Origin of the sequence: Halorussus litoreus, from assembly GCF_003382685.1 — an archaeon.
In the GTDB taxonomy this organism is placed as follows: Archaea; Halobacteriota; Halobacteria; order Halobacteriales; family Haladaptataceae; genus Halorussus; species Halorussus litoreus.
Genome location: NZ_QLVG01000066.1, coordinates 1 through 16,920 on the forward strand (window position 1 = coordinate 1; position 16,920 = coordinate 16,920).

At 68.0% G+C, this 16,920-nt stretch carries 16 protein-coding genes; 13 read left to right on the plus strand and 3 right to left on the minus strand.

Annotation, left to right across the window (positions count from 1 at the left end):
• The first annotated feature begins 263 nt into the window (after positions 1–263).
• From DPQ64_RS16975 to DPQ64_RS17015, 11 genes are all read left to right on the plus strand, one after another.
• Positions 264–728: a GNAT family N-acetyltransferase gene (locus DPQ64_RS16975; RefSeq protein WP_115865496.1), complete on the plus strand. Its 465-nt coding sequence runs from the start codon at positions 264–266 to the stop codon at positions 726–728.
• 74 nt (positions 729–802) lie between these two features.
• Complete coding sequence (locus DPQ64_RS19835) at positions 803–937, plus strand: hypothetical protein (RefSeq protein ID WP_269814492.1); 135 nt, start codon at positions 803–805, stop codon at positions 935–937.
• Positions 930–1,457, plus strand: a complete 528-nt coding sequence (locus tag DPQ64_RS16980; RefSeq protein ID WP_115865497.1) for a DUF7384 family protein — start codon at positions 930–932, stop codon at positions 1,455–1,457. Before DPQ64_RS19835 ends, DPQ64_RS16980 begins: the two co-directional genes overlap by 8 nt.
• Before the next feature lie 96 nt (positions 1,458–1,553).
• Positions 1,554–2,516: a DUF5787 family protein gene (locus DPQ64_RS16985; protein ID WP_115865498.1), complete on the plus strand. Its 963-nt coding sequence runs from the start codon at positions 1,554–1,556 to the stop codon at positions 2,514–2,516.
• Positions 2,517–2,615: 99 nt separating this feature from the next.
• Positions 2,616–3,260, plus strand: a complete 645-nt coding sequence (locus DPQ64_RS16990; protein ID WP_115865499.1) for a universal stress protein — start codon at positions 2,616–2,618, stop codon at positions 3,258–3,260.
• A gap of 207 nt (positions 3,261–3,467) precedes the next feature.
• Complete coding sequence (locus tag DPQ64_RS19365) at positions 3,468–3,629, plus strand: hypothetical protein (protein WP_198662178.1); 162 nt, start codon at positions 3,468–3,470, stop codon at positions 3,627–3,629.
• Between the two features lie 4 nt (positions 3,630–3,633).
• A complete protein-coding gene (locus DPQ64_RS16995; protein WP_115865500.1) occupies positions 3,634–4,173 on the plus strand; it encodes a cupredoxin domain-containing protein in 540 nt (179 codons plus the stop codon).
• Positions 4,174–4,177: 4 nt separating this feature from the next.
• A complete protein-coding gene (locus DPQ64_RS17000; protein ID WP_115865501.1) occupies positions 4,178–5,980 on the plus strand; it encodes a cytochrome c oxidase subunit I in 1,803 nt (600 codons plus the stop codon).
• Positions 5,981–5,987: 7 nt separating this feature from the next.
• Positions 5,988–7,091: a heme o synthase gene (gene cyoE, locus DPQ64_RS17005; protein WP_198662179.1), complete on the plus strand. Its 1,104-nt coding sequence runs from the start codon at positions 5,988–5,990 to the stop codon at positions 7,089–7,091.
• Between the two features lie 194 nt (positions 7,092–7,285).
• Positions 7,286–8,005: a hypothetical protein gene (locus DPQ64_RS17010; protein WP_115865503.1), complete on the plus strand. Its 720-nt coding sequence runs from the start codon at positions 7,286–7,288 to the stop codon at positions 8,003–8,005.
• Between the two features lie 96 nt (positions 8,006–8,101).
• Complete coding sequence (locus tag DPQ64_RS17015) at positions 8,102–9,604, plus strand: arylsulfotransferase family protein (protein ID WP_115865504.1); 1,503 nt, start codon at positions 8,102–8,104, stop codon at positions 9,602–9,604.
• Between the two features lie 438 nt (positions 9,605–10,042).
• On the opposite strand, the gene DPQ64_RS17025 is transcribed toward DPQ64_RS17015, so the two are convergent.
• On the minus strand, positions 10,043–10,867 hold the full coding sequence (locus DPQ64_RS17025) for an MBL fold metallo-hydrolase (RefSeq protein WP_115865506.1): 825 nt from the start codon (positions 10,865–10,867) through the stop codon (positions 10,043–10,045).
• Between the two features lie 319 nt (positions 10,868–11,186).
• Between DPQ64_RS17025 and DPQ64_RS17030 the strand changes: the two genes are divergently transcribed.
• Positions 11,187–11,585 carry a hypothetical protein gene (locus DPQ64_RS17030; protein WP_157971764.1) on the plus strand — a complete coding sequence of 133 codons (399 nt, stop codon included), beginning with the start codon at positions 11,187–11,189 and terminating at the stop codon, positions 11,583–11,585.
• Between the two features lie 60 nt (positions 11,586–11,645).
• Here the strand turns inward: DPQ64_RS17030 and DPQ64_RS17035 are convergent, their stop codons facing one another.
• The gene (locus tag DPQ64_RS17035) at positions 11,646–13,124 is read right to left on the minus strand and encodes an ATP-binding protein (RefSeq protein WP_115865508.1); all 1,479 of its coding nucleotides are present in this window, start codon (positions 13,122–13,124) and stop codon (positions 11,646–11,648) included.
• Positions 13,125–13,313: 189 nt separating this feature from the next.
• Complete coding sequence (locus tag DPQ64_RS17040; protein ID WP_115865509.1) at positions 13,314–15,104, minus strand: flippase activity-associated protein Agl23; 1,791 nt, start codon at positions 15,102–15,104, stop codon at positions 13,314–13,316.
• 581 nt (positions 15,105–15,685) lie between these two features.
• Here DPQ64_RS17040 and DPQ64_RS17045 point away from each other — a divergent pair.
• Positions 15,686–16,834 (plus strand): thiolase family protein, encoded by a 1,149-nt coding sequence (locus DPQ64_RS17045; protein WP_115865510.1) that lies wholly within the window; start codon positions 15,686–15,688, stop codon positions 16,832–16,834.
• Positions 16,835–16,920: the final 86 nt, after the last annotated feature.

Genomic DNA, 16,920 nt, shown 5'->3' on the forward strand with positions numbered 1-16,920 from the left:
GTCCGGCGGTCGGCGACCGCCGGACTCCCGCGCCGCTCACCGACCGCCGACCCCGCGCCGCTCACCGACCATCCGGCAAGCGCTCGGCCGAGTAACCGGCTGAAGCGCCCCGCTGACCAACCACCGGAAGCGCCACGTCGACCACCCGTTACGGGCGGGAGATTTCGGAAATACAGTCGCTGCGACGACGATGCCGCCGAATCCTGTACCCCTCTCACACACCACCGGAAGTCGTTTTTGACAGGGGCCTCTCCCTGTTCTCGATGACTACGGTACGCGATTTGACTCCCGAGGACGCCCCGAAGTTGACGGCCCTCTACGAGGAGTACGAGTGGTGGGCGGACCGCGAGGTCGACGACGTTCGAAAAGCGCTGGCCGGGACCGAAGTCGCGGTCGGCGTGGAAGCACCCAGTGGCGACCTCGTCGCCGCGGCGCGGGTCCTCACCGACTACACCTACTACGCCACCGTATTCGACGTTATCGTGGCTGCCGACCGGCGCGGCGAGGGCTTCGGCGAGACGCTGGTGGAAGCGGTGCTCGACCATCCGGACCTCCAGACGGTGCCGGGGCTCTCGCTGCTCTGCCTAGACGGACTGGTGCCGTTCTACGAGTCGGTGGGCTTCGAGGTGTACGGCCGCGAGTTCGAGGTTCCGGAGGGTGGCACCGAGGAACTCGTCCGGATGACCTACAGCCACGCCGACGCCGAGTCCTCCGACGCGGAGTCGTAGTGGCAGGACGTTCGACGCCGTGCCAGTAGCGCGGTATCGAGAGGACTTTTCCTCGCCCGCACCAATCTTCTGGCATGAACTGGGGCGACCTCTTCGAGCGCGCCGAAGACCACCGGACCGACGTAGCGACGATACGCGAGCGTCTCGAAGCGCGCCGCGATGGGGAGCGGGGTACGGCTGACAGCGAGGAGGATCCCGACGATGCCTGAGACGCCCGACACCGACCCGACGCGTATCGTCGCGGACGCGGACGTGCTGGTCGCGGACCTGATCGCTGGTGGGAGCAAAACGGAGGAGAGCGAGACCGGCGGTGACCCCGAATCGGGCACCGCCGCGCGCGGGGCACTGGACGCGATCCGGAGCCACTCGTGGCTCGACCTGCTCGCCAGCGACCAGTTGCTCGACGACGCCGAGGCCGTCATCGCAGAACTGGCTGACGCCGACCTCGCGGCCGCGTGGCGCGAGCGAATCGACGAGGAGCGCGTGGCGGTCGACCACCCGGCGGGCGACCATCCGGCGCTGGCGAGCGCCTACCGCGGGAAGGCCGCCCACGTGCTGAGCTACGACGAGGGGTTGCGCGGCCCGGCGGCCAGCGCGTCGTTCGGCTCGCGGCTGAACCTCAGCGTGAAGACGCCCGCGGGGTTCGTCGCACTGTTCGACGCCGAATCGCTGTACGAGGCGGCGGAGGATGGCGAGTATTCGGGCCCGGACCGCGATCCGCGAACGTGAGGTTGCGGACGGACGGCGTCCAGCAGGAGTCGACAGAACGCCGAGAGTTCGTCCCAGAACGCGAGACTTTTGCTGTCTTGGGCCACAGGGCCACTCGTGCGCGAGTACCCCTTCGAGATGGCGCTGTGCGCGCACCTCGAAGCCCGCGAGGAGGCGGTCGTCGCTCGACAGCTCGGCGGCGGCGTACGTGCCCCGGCGAATCGAGTTCTGGACGTGCTCTGCGTCGAGCCCGGTCCGGGGATGGACGACCGCGCGGCGCTGACCGCCGAGACGATCCCCCACGCCGCGGTCGAGAGCGACGTGGGCGTCGGCCGGTCGCGCGACCCCGTCACGGCCATCGATGCGCCGCCCGAGCGCGCCCGCAGCGTCGCCGAGCGAGCGGTCGAGGTCGGCTTCTTCGAGCGCACGGTCGAGGGCGGCGTCCGGCGGGCCGCGCGCTACCCCGACGACTGGTTCGACCGCATCGTCGGCGTCGAGAACAAGCCCGATCTCGGCACGCCCGGCGACCTCCGGCTCCAGCTTCGGAAGGACGTGAGCCTCGCGCTGGTCGACGAGGTCGTGCTCGCGACCGAGAGCTACGTGACGGGCGCGCACCTCAACCGGATTCCGGAGCCGGTGGGCGTCTGGCGGTTCGACCCCGAGTCGGGCGAGCGCGAGGTCGTCCGGGCGGCCGAGCCGCTGCCGAGCGACCAAGCGGGCGTCGAACTCCTCGGCGAGCAGCCGCTCCGAACCGACGTGGCCGTGGTCTCCGCGGAGGCAAAGGCCCGCCAGCGCCGACGGATGGCCGAGCGGGCGTACGGCAAGGGATGGCGGCCCGACGCGCTTCCCGCGTGTGGCGAGGCCGAGGTCGAAGAGCGCGAGGGGAGCGAAGGCCTGCCGTACTGCGCGTGGAAGGACCGCGTCGTCGACCCGGCGAACTGCGGGCCGTCGTGTCCGGGACACGACCCCGCGGACCCGCCGAAGGTCGACGTGGCGGAGCTGCGCGATGGCCGGACTCCGTGGGTCGCCGAGCCGGAGGGGAAGGCCCGACGGCAGTCCGGACTTGACCGGTTCGGGTGAGTGCTGACGAGAGGTCGGGATTCCGACCGGAGTCTGACGGTTCTCGGACCCTCGGACCGACGACGGGGACTTTTGAACGTCGGCGTTCAAGTCACGTTCATGTACGACCGAATCCTACTGCCGACCGACGGGAGCGACCAGCCCGCAGTCGTCTCGCAGGCGCTGAACCTCGCGGAACTCGCCGACGCGACGGTCCATGCGCTATACGTCGTCGACGAGAAGGCGCTGAACTACCAGCCGTCCGAATCCGGCCGGGAGGAGACCCGGAGCGCGCGCCACGAGGAGGGCGAGGCCGCGACCGAAAGCATCGTCGAGGCCGCCGCGGAGCGCGGCGTCGAGGTCGTCACCGCCATTGAGGAGGGGTCGCCGGCCGAGACCATCGTGGCGTACGCCGAGGACGAGGCCGCCGACGTGGTCGTGATGGGGACCCACGGCCGGTCGGGCGTCGACCGATACGTCCTCGGGAGCGTCACCGAGCAGGTGATCCGCAAGAGCGAGGTGCCGGTACTGACGGTCAACCTCGCGCGCCAGCGCCGGGCGGTCCGCGACGACGACACCGCCGTCGAGCGCGCGCGAGAGGTCCTCCGGGATGACGGACACGACGTTGCCGAGGTTCCCGAGGACCCCTACCGCGAGAGCAACACGTGGATCGTCCGCGCGCTGACCGACGACGGCGGGACGTTCAACGTCCACATCGACGCGGCCACCGGCGAGGCGCGGATCGCCCGCATCGGTGGCGACTGAACGCGCCTGATGGCGATGAAAGAGAGTAGCTGCGACTGAGCGGACCCGGGCGCGAGCGTGCTGCGAGCCGCGCGCTCGCGCCCGGGTCCGCGGCCGGGGACCGTTATCGACGCCCTGAGCGCCTGAACCGTTCTCACGTGCTTGGACCGATGGGCAACACGTTCGGGGGAAGACCGACTGTCGCGCTAAGACGAGTTTCCGAACGTGATGACGACGACACCGAGCGACGAATCGACTCCGGAAACCGTACCGTGGCCCCAGCAACTGTACGACAGCATCTGGCTGTTGGCAGGTGCCGCGCTGTTGTTCTTCACGCTGTCGTACATCGTGTGGGGTCTGATCGACCTGCTGACCGTGGGGCTGGGGTGATTCGATGCGGTCACCGCTCGACGCCCCGGAGGGCGACTGGTGGTCCGAGGAGGTCAACCGACGCGAGACCATCTGGCTGGGCATCACCGGCGGCTGGGCCGCCGTGCTGTTCGGCTGGATGGCCGGCTGGACCCAGATCGGCGACCAGAACCCGACCGGGCCGACCGAACGCATCAGCCCCGAGCGCTATCAGGAGAAGGTCACCGCGTACAAGGAGGAGGCCGAGGACGCAGAGGACGGGCTGATCCCGCCGGGCGAGGACGTGTTCATCGGCGCGATGCGGTACAACTGGGACGGCCTCCCGGCCGTGTTGGAAGCCGGGAAGACGTACAAGTTCCACATCGGCTCGTACGACGTTCAGCACGGCTTCTCCATCCGGAAGGGCGACACCCTGAGCAAGCAGATGTCGCTGCAGGTGCTGCCCGAGTACGAGTGGGTCGTCGAGATGGAGTTCGACGAACCCGGCACGTACCACGTGGTCTGCAACGAGTTCTGCGGCGTCGGCCATCGAACGATGCACGGCGCGTTCACGGTGAGGGAGTGATTCCATGCTCGGACTCTTCGACAACGATTACGACGCCGATGGTTTCAGGACCTGCTCGGTGACCGGGCTGAACATCCACCGGTCGGCCGAGAACATGGTCAAACTGTACGGGCTCACGAGCGTCGTGGCGCTGCTCGTGGGCGGCATCTTCGCCTTCTTCGTGGCGATGACCCGCTGGGAAGCCATCGGGCTGGTCTCGCCCAACGACTTCTACAAGTTCACGAGCATCCACGCGTGGAACCTGCTCATCTTCTGGATGATCTTCATGGAGATCGCCATCCTGTACGTGGGCGGCCCGTTCGTCCTCGGCAGGAAGCTAGCACTGGAGAACGTCGCAAAGGTGGCCTACGGCGTGATGGTTGCCGGTGCCCTGCTGGTCAACTACGCTATCTGGACCACCGAGCAGCCGAATCAGGCACCGCTGCTCACCTCGTACGTGCCGCTTCCGTCGTCGGCCGACTTCTACCTCGGCGTGGTCGTGTTCCTCGTGGGCGCGCTCGTGGCGGCGCTGCCCTTCCTCGCCACCATCTGGAAGGAGAAGCGCGAGAAGCCCGACGCCACGCTCCCGCTGATCGCGTTCGGCGCGTTCATCTGCTCCATCGTCGCCGCGGAGGCCATCGTGGGCGGGCTCATCACGTTCGTCCCGACGTACTTCTGGCGCATCGGCGTCATCGAGCACCTCGACCCGGCGTGGTACCGCCAGATGTACTGGATCGTCGGCCACGGCACCCAGCAGATCAACCTGCTCGCGATGATCACGGTGTGGTACTTCATGACCCACGTGGTCGGCGGCGCGGTCGTCGCCAGCGAGAAGGTCTCCCGGACCGCGTTCATCCTCTATCTGTTCTTCATCAACATGGGCGCGGCCCACCACCTGATGTCAGACCCGGGCGTCTCGTCGGCGTGGCGCGTGTGGAACACCTCGTACGCGGCGTACGGCGCGGTCATCGCGTCGATGATCCACGCGTTCGCTATCCCGGCGGGACTGGAGGTCGGCCGCCGAGCCCGCAACGAGGGCGGCGGCACCTTCGGTTGGCTCTGGTCCGCACCGTGGAAGGACCCCGGCTTCTCCTCGACCATCCTGAGCATCATCATGTTCGGATTCCTCGGCGGTATCACCGGCGTCATGATGGGCCAGATGCAGCTCAACATGACGTGGCACAACACCCTCGCCACGCCGGGCCACTTCCACGCGACCGTGGTGCTCGGCACGACGTTGGCGTTCATGGGCCTCCTGTACTACGTCATCAGGCTGCTGTTCGGCAAAGACTGGGTCGCCAAGCCGCTGGCGACCATCCAGCCGTACCTGTACGGCGGCGCGATGGGTCTCGTCTGCCTGATGATGATGTACCTCGGCGTGCTGTACGGCGTGCCCCGACGGCATCCCTCGGTGATGGACATCCCCGGCACCGCCTTCGACTTCTCGGCGGCAAAGCCGCTGTTCGCCATCTTCGGGGTCTCCGCGATCCTCGCCATCGTGGGCGGCGGGCTGTTCCTCGCGCTCGCGCTCGGGGCGCTGTTCCTCGGCGACGACTACGAGGGCGAAGCCGCGCCGACGGGAGCCGGTCCCATCGTCGCCGCGGACGGCGGCGGCGGAACTGGCGAGACGCCCGCGGAAACGGACAGCGCTGGTGACGACGCTGAGGCTGCGGAGACGGCCGAAGATGACGACGACGGCGGCCTCGCGGCTCACGCGTTCAGCATGCGGGGCACCTTCCTGCTCACGCTCGTGTTCTTCGTCACGTTCGTCGTGATGTACGCACTGAACTGGTACCTGCTCAGCCAACTGTGGACCATCGGGGGCTGATTTGCCGGTGACCAGCACGCGTCTCGCCTCGCAGTTGTTCTCCCTGCTGAAGCCCCGGATCGCCGCGCTGCTCTGTCTGACCGGGGCGAGCGGAGCGGCCGCCGCGGGCGGGCTCGCCCCACTACCGTTCGCGGGGTTCGTGTTCGCGGGGCTCGGGATGGCCGGCGGCGCGGCCGCCCTCAACTGCTGGTACGACCGCGACATCGACCGGAAGATGGAACGGACCGCCGACAGACCGCTCGCTCGCGGGGAGCTGTCGTCCCGCGCGGCGTTCGGCTTCGCGGTCGCGCTGCTGGCCGCCGGGACCGCGATCGGCCTGCTCGCGGTGTCTCCGGTGTCGGTGGCGTACATGTGGCTCGGGGTGGCGGCCTACGTCGGCCTCTACACGGTCGCGCTCAAGCGCCGCCACTGGATCGCCACGGTGCTGGGCGGCTCTGCGGGGTCGTTTCCGGTGCTCGCGGGCTGGACCGCGGTCCGACCGCTCGAACCCGCGGCGCTGGTCGCGGCCGCGCTCGTGTTCGCGTGGACGCCAGCCCACGCGTGGGCGCTCGCGCAGGTGTACCGCGACGACTTCGCCGCGGCGGGCGTCCCGAAGCTCCCCGTGGTCGCGCCGCTCCGCGCGGTCCGCAAGCGGGCGTTCGGCTCGGCGCTCGTGACCGTCGCGGTCGCGGCCGCCATCCTCCCGCTGGCCGGGACCGCCTACGCCGTCGCGTTCGTCGCCGCCGTGCCGGCCTACCTGCTGGCCTACCGCCAGTACCTGCGCTCGGGGTCGGACGCGACCGCGGTTCGAGCGTTCTTCACCTCGAACCTGTTCCTGACGGTGCTGTTCGCCGCGTGGGGAATCGACGGGATGGTCGATTCCGTCCACCCCGGCGCAGCGGTGCTCGCGCCGGTCGTTTTCTGGTTGTTCGTGCGCATGTGGACCGCCCGGCCGGGACTCCGGGGTGTCCCCGGCGCGGTCGGCGGCGAGTGGCGGTCGGTCCGGGCGTGGCTCCCCACACCGGACGATCCGCCGAGCGATCCGACACCAACGACCGGCGACGCGACGCCGAAGTCGGACGGAGCGGCGGGCGACGCGACGCCGGCGCCCGGCGATTCCGGCGAGGACTGACCGGCCGTCGCCCGAGCGTCGGAAGCGCCGGCGAGTGGCCGCCGTCGCTCCGGAACACGTTCGGGGGAAACCCCTCCCGCGCCCCACGACAACGACCGAGTAAGAGCGTCGTCTCGCCGACGACGAGTGAGTACGATGAGCCACCGGACAGCATCGACCGACAGCGACGAGCGGCCTGTATCGACTGACCCACGATGAGCGACCAAACCGTCACGACCCCGTCACCGGTCGAGTGGACCAGACGCGCCGTCAGGAACGCGTGGAACACCCTGCGAACCGTCTACTACGCCAACAGCGTCGCGTGGCGCGCCCTCAAGAGCGGCGCGCTCGTGTTCTTCGGGTTCTTCCTGTGGTCGGCATCGAACATCCTGCTGTCGTACCAGCCGTCGTGGACGTTCCTCCACTACTCGATGGCGTACGGGTTCGTCGTGCTCATCTACGGCCCCGTCCACCACGCCGTGGTCATCCCGCTCGCGGTCCGGTGGCGCAGGCGGGGTGGGTTGCGGACCAGAATCGGGCGCAAGCTCCCGAACGCGGGGCTGGCCGTCTTCCTCGCGGTCGTCGTGCTGCTCGGGACGTTCCCCTCCGGTCCGATGGTGTTCGACTTCGGGTCCGCGCTGGACGAGGCCGGGGCCGACGTGAACCCGGACCTGCTCTGCACCAAGTCGGGCGAGGCCGGCGAGCAGTCGGTCCACTGCCACCTGACCGAGTCGGACAGCATCGCCTCGGTGACCGTCGAGAGCGGCGGGAAGACCATCCACACCGACGACTCGCCCCCGTTCGAGTTCACCGTCCGCGAGGACGAACTCACGGCGGTCACCGACCAGAAGCAGTTCCAGGTCGTGCTCCGCGACGAGGACGGGAACATGATCCGGCGCTACACCCGGACGCTCGGGATGGTCTCGGACGGCTGAGTTCTGGCCCGTCTCTTCTGCTCTGGCTTTTCGATACTCTCTGGCCCCTGCTCGCTAACCGGTAAGTAAAAACCGACAAACGCCGATACCCCGACCATGCGAGCGTCCGCCCGGCGGCGACTCACCGCCGCCCTGACACTGGTGTGCTGTCTCTCGATGGTGGCGTCCGCCGCGGCCGCCCCGGCCTACGCGGGGTCGGCTGTCTCCTCCGGCGGAGTCTCACCCCTCGACGCCGGGGTCGCCCAGCAGCCCAACCCCTGCGTCGGAACCGTCACCGAGCCCGCCGACGGGTTGACCGTGATCAGCGTGCAGGGGTTCCAGTTCGGCGAGGACGGCGGCAAGCGCCCGGCCAAGCTCGTCGGCGTCGGGCCGTCGGGCGAGATCCGGTGGGTCGAGCAGATGGCCGAGAAGTACGACGTGTCGTGGGGCTACGACGTCGACCCGCTGCCGAACGGCAACGTCTTCGTCACCGCGACCACGAGCGACCACCAGACGCTGGTCTACGAGTTCGACCCGCGAGCTCAGGAGCGGGTCTGGTCGGAGACGTTCGACCTCGCGGACACCCACGACGCGGACCTCATCAACGGCGGGCGCGAGATCCTGATCGCCAACATGCGCAACTACGACGAGTCGTCCGGCGCGAACGACGATAGCCTGCGCGTGTACAACCGGACGACCGGCGAGTTCGAGTGGGTGTGGCGCTTCGACGACCACTACGACCCCGACGACATGGAGGAGAACTACACCGACGACTGGAGCCACGTCAACGACATCGACAAGATCGGCGACGGGCGCTATCTCGCCTCGCCTCGGAACTTCGACCAGGCCATCGTCGTGAACCGCTCGACGGGCGAGATCGAGATGAAGCTCGGAGAGGACGGTCGCCACGGCATCCTCGACGAGCAGCACAATCCCGACTATCTCGAGAGCGAGAACGGCACGCCGACGCTCCTCGTCGGCGACAGCGGCAACGACCGCATCGTGGAGTACGCCAATCCCGATGGTGACCTGACGGACGGCGCGGGCTGGAACCGGACGTGGACGCTCGCGGGCGACCTCGACTGGCCGCGGGACGCCGACCGGCTCCCCGACGGCGACACGCTCGTGACCGACTCCTCGAACCACCGCGTCGTGGAGGTGTCGCCCGAGGGCGAGGTCGTCTGGGAGTTCTACGCGCCGTGGCTGGTCTACGACGCCGCCCGGGTGTCGGTTCCCGGCGAGCACGCGACCGGCCCGACCATGGCCGACCTGAACGCGACCGGCACCTACGAGATCGAGGGCAGCGCGACCCTCCACGAGGACACCGCGGCGCTGACCGACTGCCACCAGCAACTGGAGAACGTCTCTGGCTGGGCCGACGGCCAGCAACCCACGACCACAGCGAACGACGCGAGCACCGACACCGCCGGTGGAGAGGCCGACGGCACCGACACCACGACGTGGCAGAGCGCGCTCGACGACGCGACGACCGAGGGAGACGGCTCCGGAACCGGCGGCGAGACGGGGACCGACAACCCGGCCGGACTGCCCGGATTCGGCGCGCTCGCTGCGCTCGGCGGACTCGTGGCCGCGCTCGGTGTGGTCCTGCGTCGGCGGTAGAACGCGACACTTCGTTTTTCGGTCAGTATCTCGCGTCTCGGCATCGGATTCTGCTCGCAGTTGAGCGACCACCAGTTTCGACCGGTGAGACGTCCGCCTGCGCCGACCGTCCGGACAACAACCAGTTCCGACCGGATGATCAGGCACCAGTCCTGGCGGACTGAAAGGGCGAGGCGCGCTCGCGTTCACTTCAGTCGTCTCCGCAGGCAACTATTCGCGGCGGGCGGTGCAGAGAGCCGCGAATATCCTGCGGAGCGACCGCGAGCGCGCCGAGGGCTTTCAAAAACACGTCTCCGACTTCCCAGACGAACTCGACAGGCAAAACACCGAACGCGCCGAGGGCTTTCCAAAACACGATTGCTTTCTCTCAGTCGTCGAGCGCACCGAGGACTGTCAAAATCCTGTTGGTGCTGCTGCTGACGTCTCCTAACTCTACGTTCAGAGCTGATACCGCTCGCCGTCAACAGCCAGCGGCTCCTCGAACGCCTCGTCGGCGGGGTAGAAGTGCGAGACGTGGACCAGCCGCGTCTGGTCGGCGTTCAGTTCGTCGGCCAGCGCGAGCGCCCCCTCGCGGGTCATGTGCTTGGTGCCGAAGGTTCGGGGCACGCCATCCTCGTCGTGGTGGTCGCCGCCGAGCGGGTGGTGCTCGCAGAGGTGGGCCGGAACGAGCGCCTCGGCCAGCAGGAGGTCTGCGTCGGCCAGCGCGGCGCGGCTCTCGTCGGGGACTGCGAAGCTGGTGTCGCCGGTCAGCGAGAGCTTCGCGCCCGTCTCGGGGTCCTCGACCGCCAGGCCGTAGCAGACCAGCGGCGGGTGCTCGACCGGCACCAGCGTCACTTCGAAGCCGCAGGTCTCGAAGGGCTCGAACGGCGTGCGATCGTGGACCGTCACCCGGTCGAGGTAGTCGTACTTCGAGCGGACGGTGTCCGCGACGCTCTCGCCGGTGGCGGGGTCGACCTCGTCCGCGGCGTGGACCGGCAGGTCGTCGAACAGCCGGTAGGCGTTGCCTAACCCGTCGAGGTGGTCGAAGTGAACGTGCGAGATGATCGCCTCGTCGGGCAGCGCGACGTCGCGGTGGAGAAACTGGTGGCGGAAGTCCGGACTGGCGTCGATTAGCAGGCACTCGTCGGTGCGCTCGTTCCGGACGTGGACCGAGAACCGCGAGCGCTCGACGCCGCGCTCCGCGGCGGCCTCGCAGGTGTCGCAGTCGCAGCCCGGCGTCGGCGTCCCGGTCGTGTCGCCGGTTCCGAGTAGCGTGACCTCCATTCGGTTCGGGGTAGTCGCTTGGGGTACAAAGCTTTCCGGGAGGCGTGCGGTGCGACCGTCTTCTTTCCTTTCTCGTTCGACGGGCGTGCTTCGCGAGGACGTAGGAGAACCAACTCATGACTAAATTAACTACAGGGGTGTGGAGAAGTGATCGCTGTGGGAATGAGTGACGCGTCACTTCCTCCGACGAGAAAACGAGTTCACGTGGAGTCATCCACATTTTTCCGCACGACGCTCGACCAGCGACTGCCGAACGGGAGTCCCGTTTGCTCGGGTAGAAAGCACTTGTACCGGGAGTCGCAATCGTCGGATGGTCCCCATGAGACGAGTCGGCGTCGCGCTGGCCGTACTGGTCGTACTGGCCGGCTGTTCGGGTGCACTGCACGAGCAACCGGACACCAGTATCGACGACACCGGTGATGGTCAGTTCACCGGCGAGGTGGTTCCCGAGGCCCCGCCGAACGCGACCGCGGTGAACTACACCGACGAGCGCGTGCAGGCCAACGAGTACCTTCGTGAAGTCGTCCGGAAGGCGGGCAACGAGTCCGCGGACGGCTACGTCGGGGTTCCGGACTCCGCCGTCGAGGAGACGAAGGCGGATCTGGCGGAGTTACCGCTGTACACCATCGAGGAGTCAGAGTCGAGCGAGTACGATTGGGGGTACTACGTCCGGTACGAGGGGACGGTGGTTCGGGTCGTGTTCGCCGTACTCGACTGAGCAGCGAGAATCCACATTCGGGCGTTCACTTCCGACGTAGGCGGACGGATCGTCGATGATTCAGTGGTCGTGGGAGTGCCCGCCGTCCGCGCTCGCCTCGCCGGAGCCGGAGATGTCGCCGCCGGCGACCAGGGCGTCGTGGTCGCCCTCGATCATGTCGAGGTCCTTGAGGTTGTCCCGCTCCTCGAAGTCCTCGATGGCGGCGACGAAGTCCTCCTGGGTGAGCGCGGTCCGCTCCTCGGTCAGGGCGTCGAGCACCGCCTCGCGGAGCACCATCCGGAGGTCGCTGCCGGTGAGTCCCTCGGTCTCCTCGGCGAGTTCGTCCGGCTCGAAGTCCACGATGTCCATCGGGCGGGTGATGAGCCGGAGGATGTCCGAGCGCATCTGCCGGTCGGGCTTGGGGAAGTTGACGATCTCGTCGAAGCGCCGCCACGCCGCGGCGTCGAGCTGGTCGGGGTGGTTGGTCGCGCCGATGAGGAGCACGTCGTCCTCGATGAGGCTGATGTCGTCGATGCTCTTCAGCAGGGTGTTGACCGCGCGCTTGATGGCGGCGTGCTCGTCGCTCGCGCGGGTCTTCGCCACGAAGTCGAACTCGTCCATGAACAGGATGCAGGGCGAGAGCCGCTTGGCGACCTCGAACACCTTCTCGACGTTCTTGGCCGTCTCGCCGAGGTACTGACTGGTGATCATCGACAGCTTGACCTCCACGAACGGGAGGTCGAGGTCGTACGCGAGTGCCCGAGCCGTGGAGGTCTTGCCGGTCCCCGGCGGGCCGACGAACAGGAGCTTGCCGATCTCGCGCAGGCCGATCTGGGCGAGGTACTCTCGGTGCTCGATGGCCTTGACGATCTTGTGGATCTCGGCCTCCTGGTCCTCGGTCAACACGAGGTCCTCGAGCGTGGTCTCGATCTCCTCGGGCGCGCGGATGTCCACGAGGTCGAGCATCTCTTCTTCCTCCTCGTCGGCGAAGTACTCGCCGAGCAGGCCGTCGATCCACGCTCGGTCGGCCTGCACCGGCCGATTTGCGTCTCTGGCGGCCTCGTAGTCCGCGCCGTCGACTTCGTCCTCGAAGGCGTACGCCAGCACGGGGTTGTGGAGCACGCGCTCCTCGCCCCGGTCGAGGAACCACTCCTCGGCCATCTCTTGCTGGGTGAGCTCCAGCGACCCCGAGAACTCGTCGCGGTCGGTGAACATCAGCTCCGAGACGGCGCTCCACGGGTTTTGTACCCCGGTTGCCCGGCGCGCGGTGTCGAGCGTCGCCCGGATGGGTCGCTCGATACCCATCGGAGAGCCGTCACCGCTCGACCGGGCGCTTCCGGACCGACCGCTTCCCGACTGGGAGTTCCCCGACGTGGACCCTCCGGACGGGGAGTTTCCCGACTGAGAACTCCCCGGCCGGTCCGGCGAGTCGCTCGTCCCGTCGGGCCAGAACACCTGTCGGTAGCGGGGCAGCAGGTCGTTCTCGTCCAGCGTGCGATTGTCGTTGTAGAGGCTCGCGGTGAGCAGAAATTCGACGACGTCCAGTGCCGCGTCGCTCATTCCCGGGAAGGTTGGCACCAAAGAGGCTTAAGCGCGTCGAAGGGCTGTCCGGCGGCCCCGCGGTCGGCGACGTGTCGCCGGCCGCGGGGCCGCCGAACAGCCAGACTGCCGGACGGCAAATCGACCGCCGATCGCTGGACAGCAGCTCGACGGCCCGACGAGTTCGAGAGTCGAGAAGCGACCGCCCGATCAGCCCTGCGTCGCGTTCCGGTCGACGTAGATTACGGTGGTGCTGATGGTACAGCCGCTGTCGTGGAGGTAGCGCTGGACCTCGTGGCGGTCGTAGCCGTCCATGTACTCGTCGATGTCGTCGGCGTTGTCGTAGTCCTCCGCGCAGGTGTTCGCGTTGCCGAACGTGACGACCACCGGCGGCCTGTCGGGTCCGTTCACCGCGTCCTCGACCAGTTCGGCGCGGTCCACGCTGTCGGTCTGTGCGTCGTACGTCTCGAAGTACCACGCGAACGGGAGGCGGGCGAACCAGCCCGAGCCGGCCGGCGGTACGTCGTGGGAGTCGGGGTTCGGCGCGTAGAACGTGTCGTCGTCGGGTTCCTTGCCGAAGAACAGCACGTCGATCCCGTCGTTCGACTGCGAGGCGTCCCGGACCTCGGCGAGCACGCCCTTCATCTCCGAGGACGACTGGGCGTACTGGACGAGTTCGTTGTCGTCGCCCTGCGGGTCGACGTAGCTGGTGTCGACCGCGGTCGCGCCGACCTGCGCGGCAAGCACCAGCAGGACCAGCGCCGCCGCGGTCGCGGAGACGGCGTCCTCGTCGGCGATGCTGTCGAGGCCGAGTCGGGCGACGAACGCCAGCCCCACCGCGGCGGGAATCACCAGCGGCACCACGACGTGGATGACCTCCCATGGGAACGGGTTGTCGACGATGACGGGGTAGCCAAGCAGGCTGGCGAAGCCCCAGTAGGCCCCGAACGACACCGCATCGCGCGGAAGCGCGCCGTCGTAGCGGTCCACGAGGAACCCGAGGATGGCGAGCGCGAACACGACGGCACCGCCCGCCATCAGCACGGGCCAGAGAGCCTCCAGCGCGCCGAGGTACGACTCCTCGTTGCCACCGCCCCACTGGCCGACGAACTCGGTCCACGACCCGTAGGTGGCCTCCCAGACGACCGCGGGCAGCAGCGTGGGGTCGCCCAGCGCCTCGTACAGTCCGGGCGTGTCGTTGTTCGGCAACTGGTGGGTGTTCCGCGGCGCGTAGAAGAACACGACGATCGCGAAGAACTCGAAGATGGCGAGCGCGACGTGGGGGACCCATCGCCGGAGCCCGCCCGCCCTCGCTTCGAGGTCGTTCCAGACGGTCACGAGCAGGCCGCGGTCGCCCGCGCGCCCGGTGAACAGCCGGTGGTCCCAGAGCAGGGCGGCCGCACCCATCCACGCCACCGGGTACACGAGCGCGTTCTCCTTGGTGGTGAACGCGAGCGCGAACGCCGCAGTCCCGGCGTAGAGGTAGGCCGGTCGCCCGTCGTCCGAGGCCCGGACGAAGAAGCCGAACGCGACCAGCATGAACCCCGCGAGCAGGAGGTCGTTACGGTAGAACCGCGAGTAGTACAGCAACAGCGGATTCGCCGCGAGCAGCAGCGCCATCGCGACCGTCTCGGAGTCCCGCAGGCGCTTCCGGAAGAGGAGCGCCGAGAGCGGGAGCAGGCCGCCGATCAGCGCGACCACGAACCGCATCGTGAAGTCGGTGGCTCCGAACCACTCGAACAGCCGGGCGTCCACGATGGTCAGGAACGGCCCGTGGACGATGGACCGGTACTGGTAGACGCCGTTTTCCATGTACCGGTACGCCCAGTAGGCGACCCGGGCCTCGTCCTGATGGGCGACCCGCGCGCCGAGTTCGACGAAGCGAGCGACCAGCGCGAGGACGGTCACGCCGAGGACGGCGAGCTGGGTTCGCGAGAGGTAGCCGGTCAGCGTCTCGCGGGCGTCGACGGTCGAAGTGGGGGATTCAGTTTCGGATGCCATGCGTCGGGAGTCGAGAGGGACGTGTCAGTTCGGGGACGACGCGGGTGGCGGTCATATACTGCCACTCCCGCGCGTTCGGACTAATAGTTTCTGGACCGGCACGTCTCGGATTCGGGGTAAGCTGTCGTGAGTCTCGTAGCGTCTGGTGATGGTGTCGTTTTGGACATCCAGTATTCCGGGCCGAGCACGCAGACGGCGGTTCCATGTCGTTGCGTGAGCCTTTTTTTTTAAACGTCGGCGCGTGCGAGCAACGCGCGCGAGGGACGAGTAGCGCTGGCCGGCCTCGACTCGTTTCACTCGTCGAGACACCGTGGGAGCACGCTCCCACGAGCCGTGGCTCGCTTCGCTCGCCAAGACGCCAGCACGCGCCGGCTCGGTAACTCAAATCAGCGCACACCTGGTCGAAAATCGAATTAGCGCACGCCAAGTCGGAAATCGAACTATCACGCACCGCTTTGGGAATCCAATTAGCACTCACCGACCCGAATAACCGAGACGGGAAATCAGATCGACCGGAAACTCCGCGTCTATCGCCGGGAGTTCTACTGCCATTTAAGATTGTGGAGGACCGAAGATGTGCTATGGCACACGACACCACTCCGGTCATCGCGAAGGCGATTCGAACGCCGCAGGGCAAGGAGGACGGCGCGTTCGCCGACACGCGGAGCGAGGACCTCTCGATTCCGCTCGTGAACACCATCCTCGCCGAAACCGGCCTGACCGGCGAGCACATCGACGACCTGATGTGGGGCGTCGCACAGCAACGCGACGAGCAGGACAACAACGTCGCGCGGGTCATCGCGCTCCTGTCGGACCTCGGCGAGGGCGTGCCCGCGGCGTCGATCAACCGGTGGTGCGCCTCCTCGATGCAGGCCATCATCAGCGCGAGCGACGCCATCCGGGCGGGACAGCGCGACGCAATCATCGCGGGCGGCGTCGAAAACATGAGCCGGGTGCAGATGGGCGGCGGCTATCAGGCCCGCTCGATCCACCCCAGAATGTCCGAGGAGTACAACCTGCCCGGCCTCCAGATGGGGATGACCGCCGAGAAGGTCGCCGAGGAGTACGACGTCTCCCGCGAGGCCCAGGACGAGTACGCCGCCCGGAGCCACCACCGCGCCGCCGCGGCGACCGAAGAGGGCCGCTTCGAGGACCAGATCGTCCCCATCGAGACCGACGAGGGCGTCGTCGAGCGCGACGAGGGCATCCGGCCCGACACCGACGTCGAGACGCTCTCCCAACTCCCCTCCGTCTTCGTCGGCGACGGAACCGTCACGGCGGGCAACGCCTCCCAGATCAGCGACGGCGCGGCGGCGACCCTGGTGACCAGCGAGGCGTTCGCCGAGGAACACGGTCTCGACGTGATGGCCTACGTCGGCGACAACAACGTGGTCGGCGTCGACCCCTCGGTCATGGGTATCGGCCCGGTCCCGGCGACGCGGGGCCTGCTGGAGCGCACCGGCGAGTCCATCGACGAGTTCGACCTCGTGGAACTCAACGAGGCGTTCGCCAGCCAGACCGTCTACGCCAAGAACGAACTCGGCGTCCCGGTCGAGAAGTTCAACGTCAACGGCGGGGCCATCGCGCTCGGCCACCCGCTCGGGGCCTCGGGTGCGCGCCTGCCCGTGTCCCTGATCCACGCGATGCAGGAGCGCGACGCCGAGAAGGGACTGGCGACGCTCTGCGTCGGCTTCGGACAGGGTGCGGCGATCACCTTCGAGCGGAAGTGAGCACCGCGTTCGCTGTCGAGCGGAAGTGAGCACCGCGACTGGTCGTCGCGTCGGGTGCGGTATCGTATCTCCTTTAGCTCGCGTCT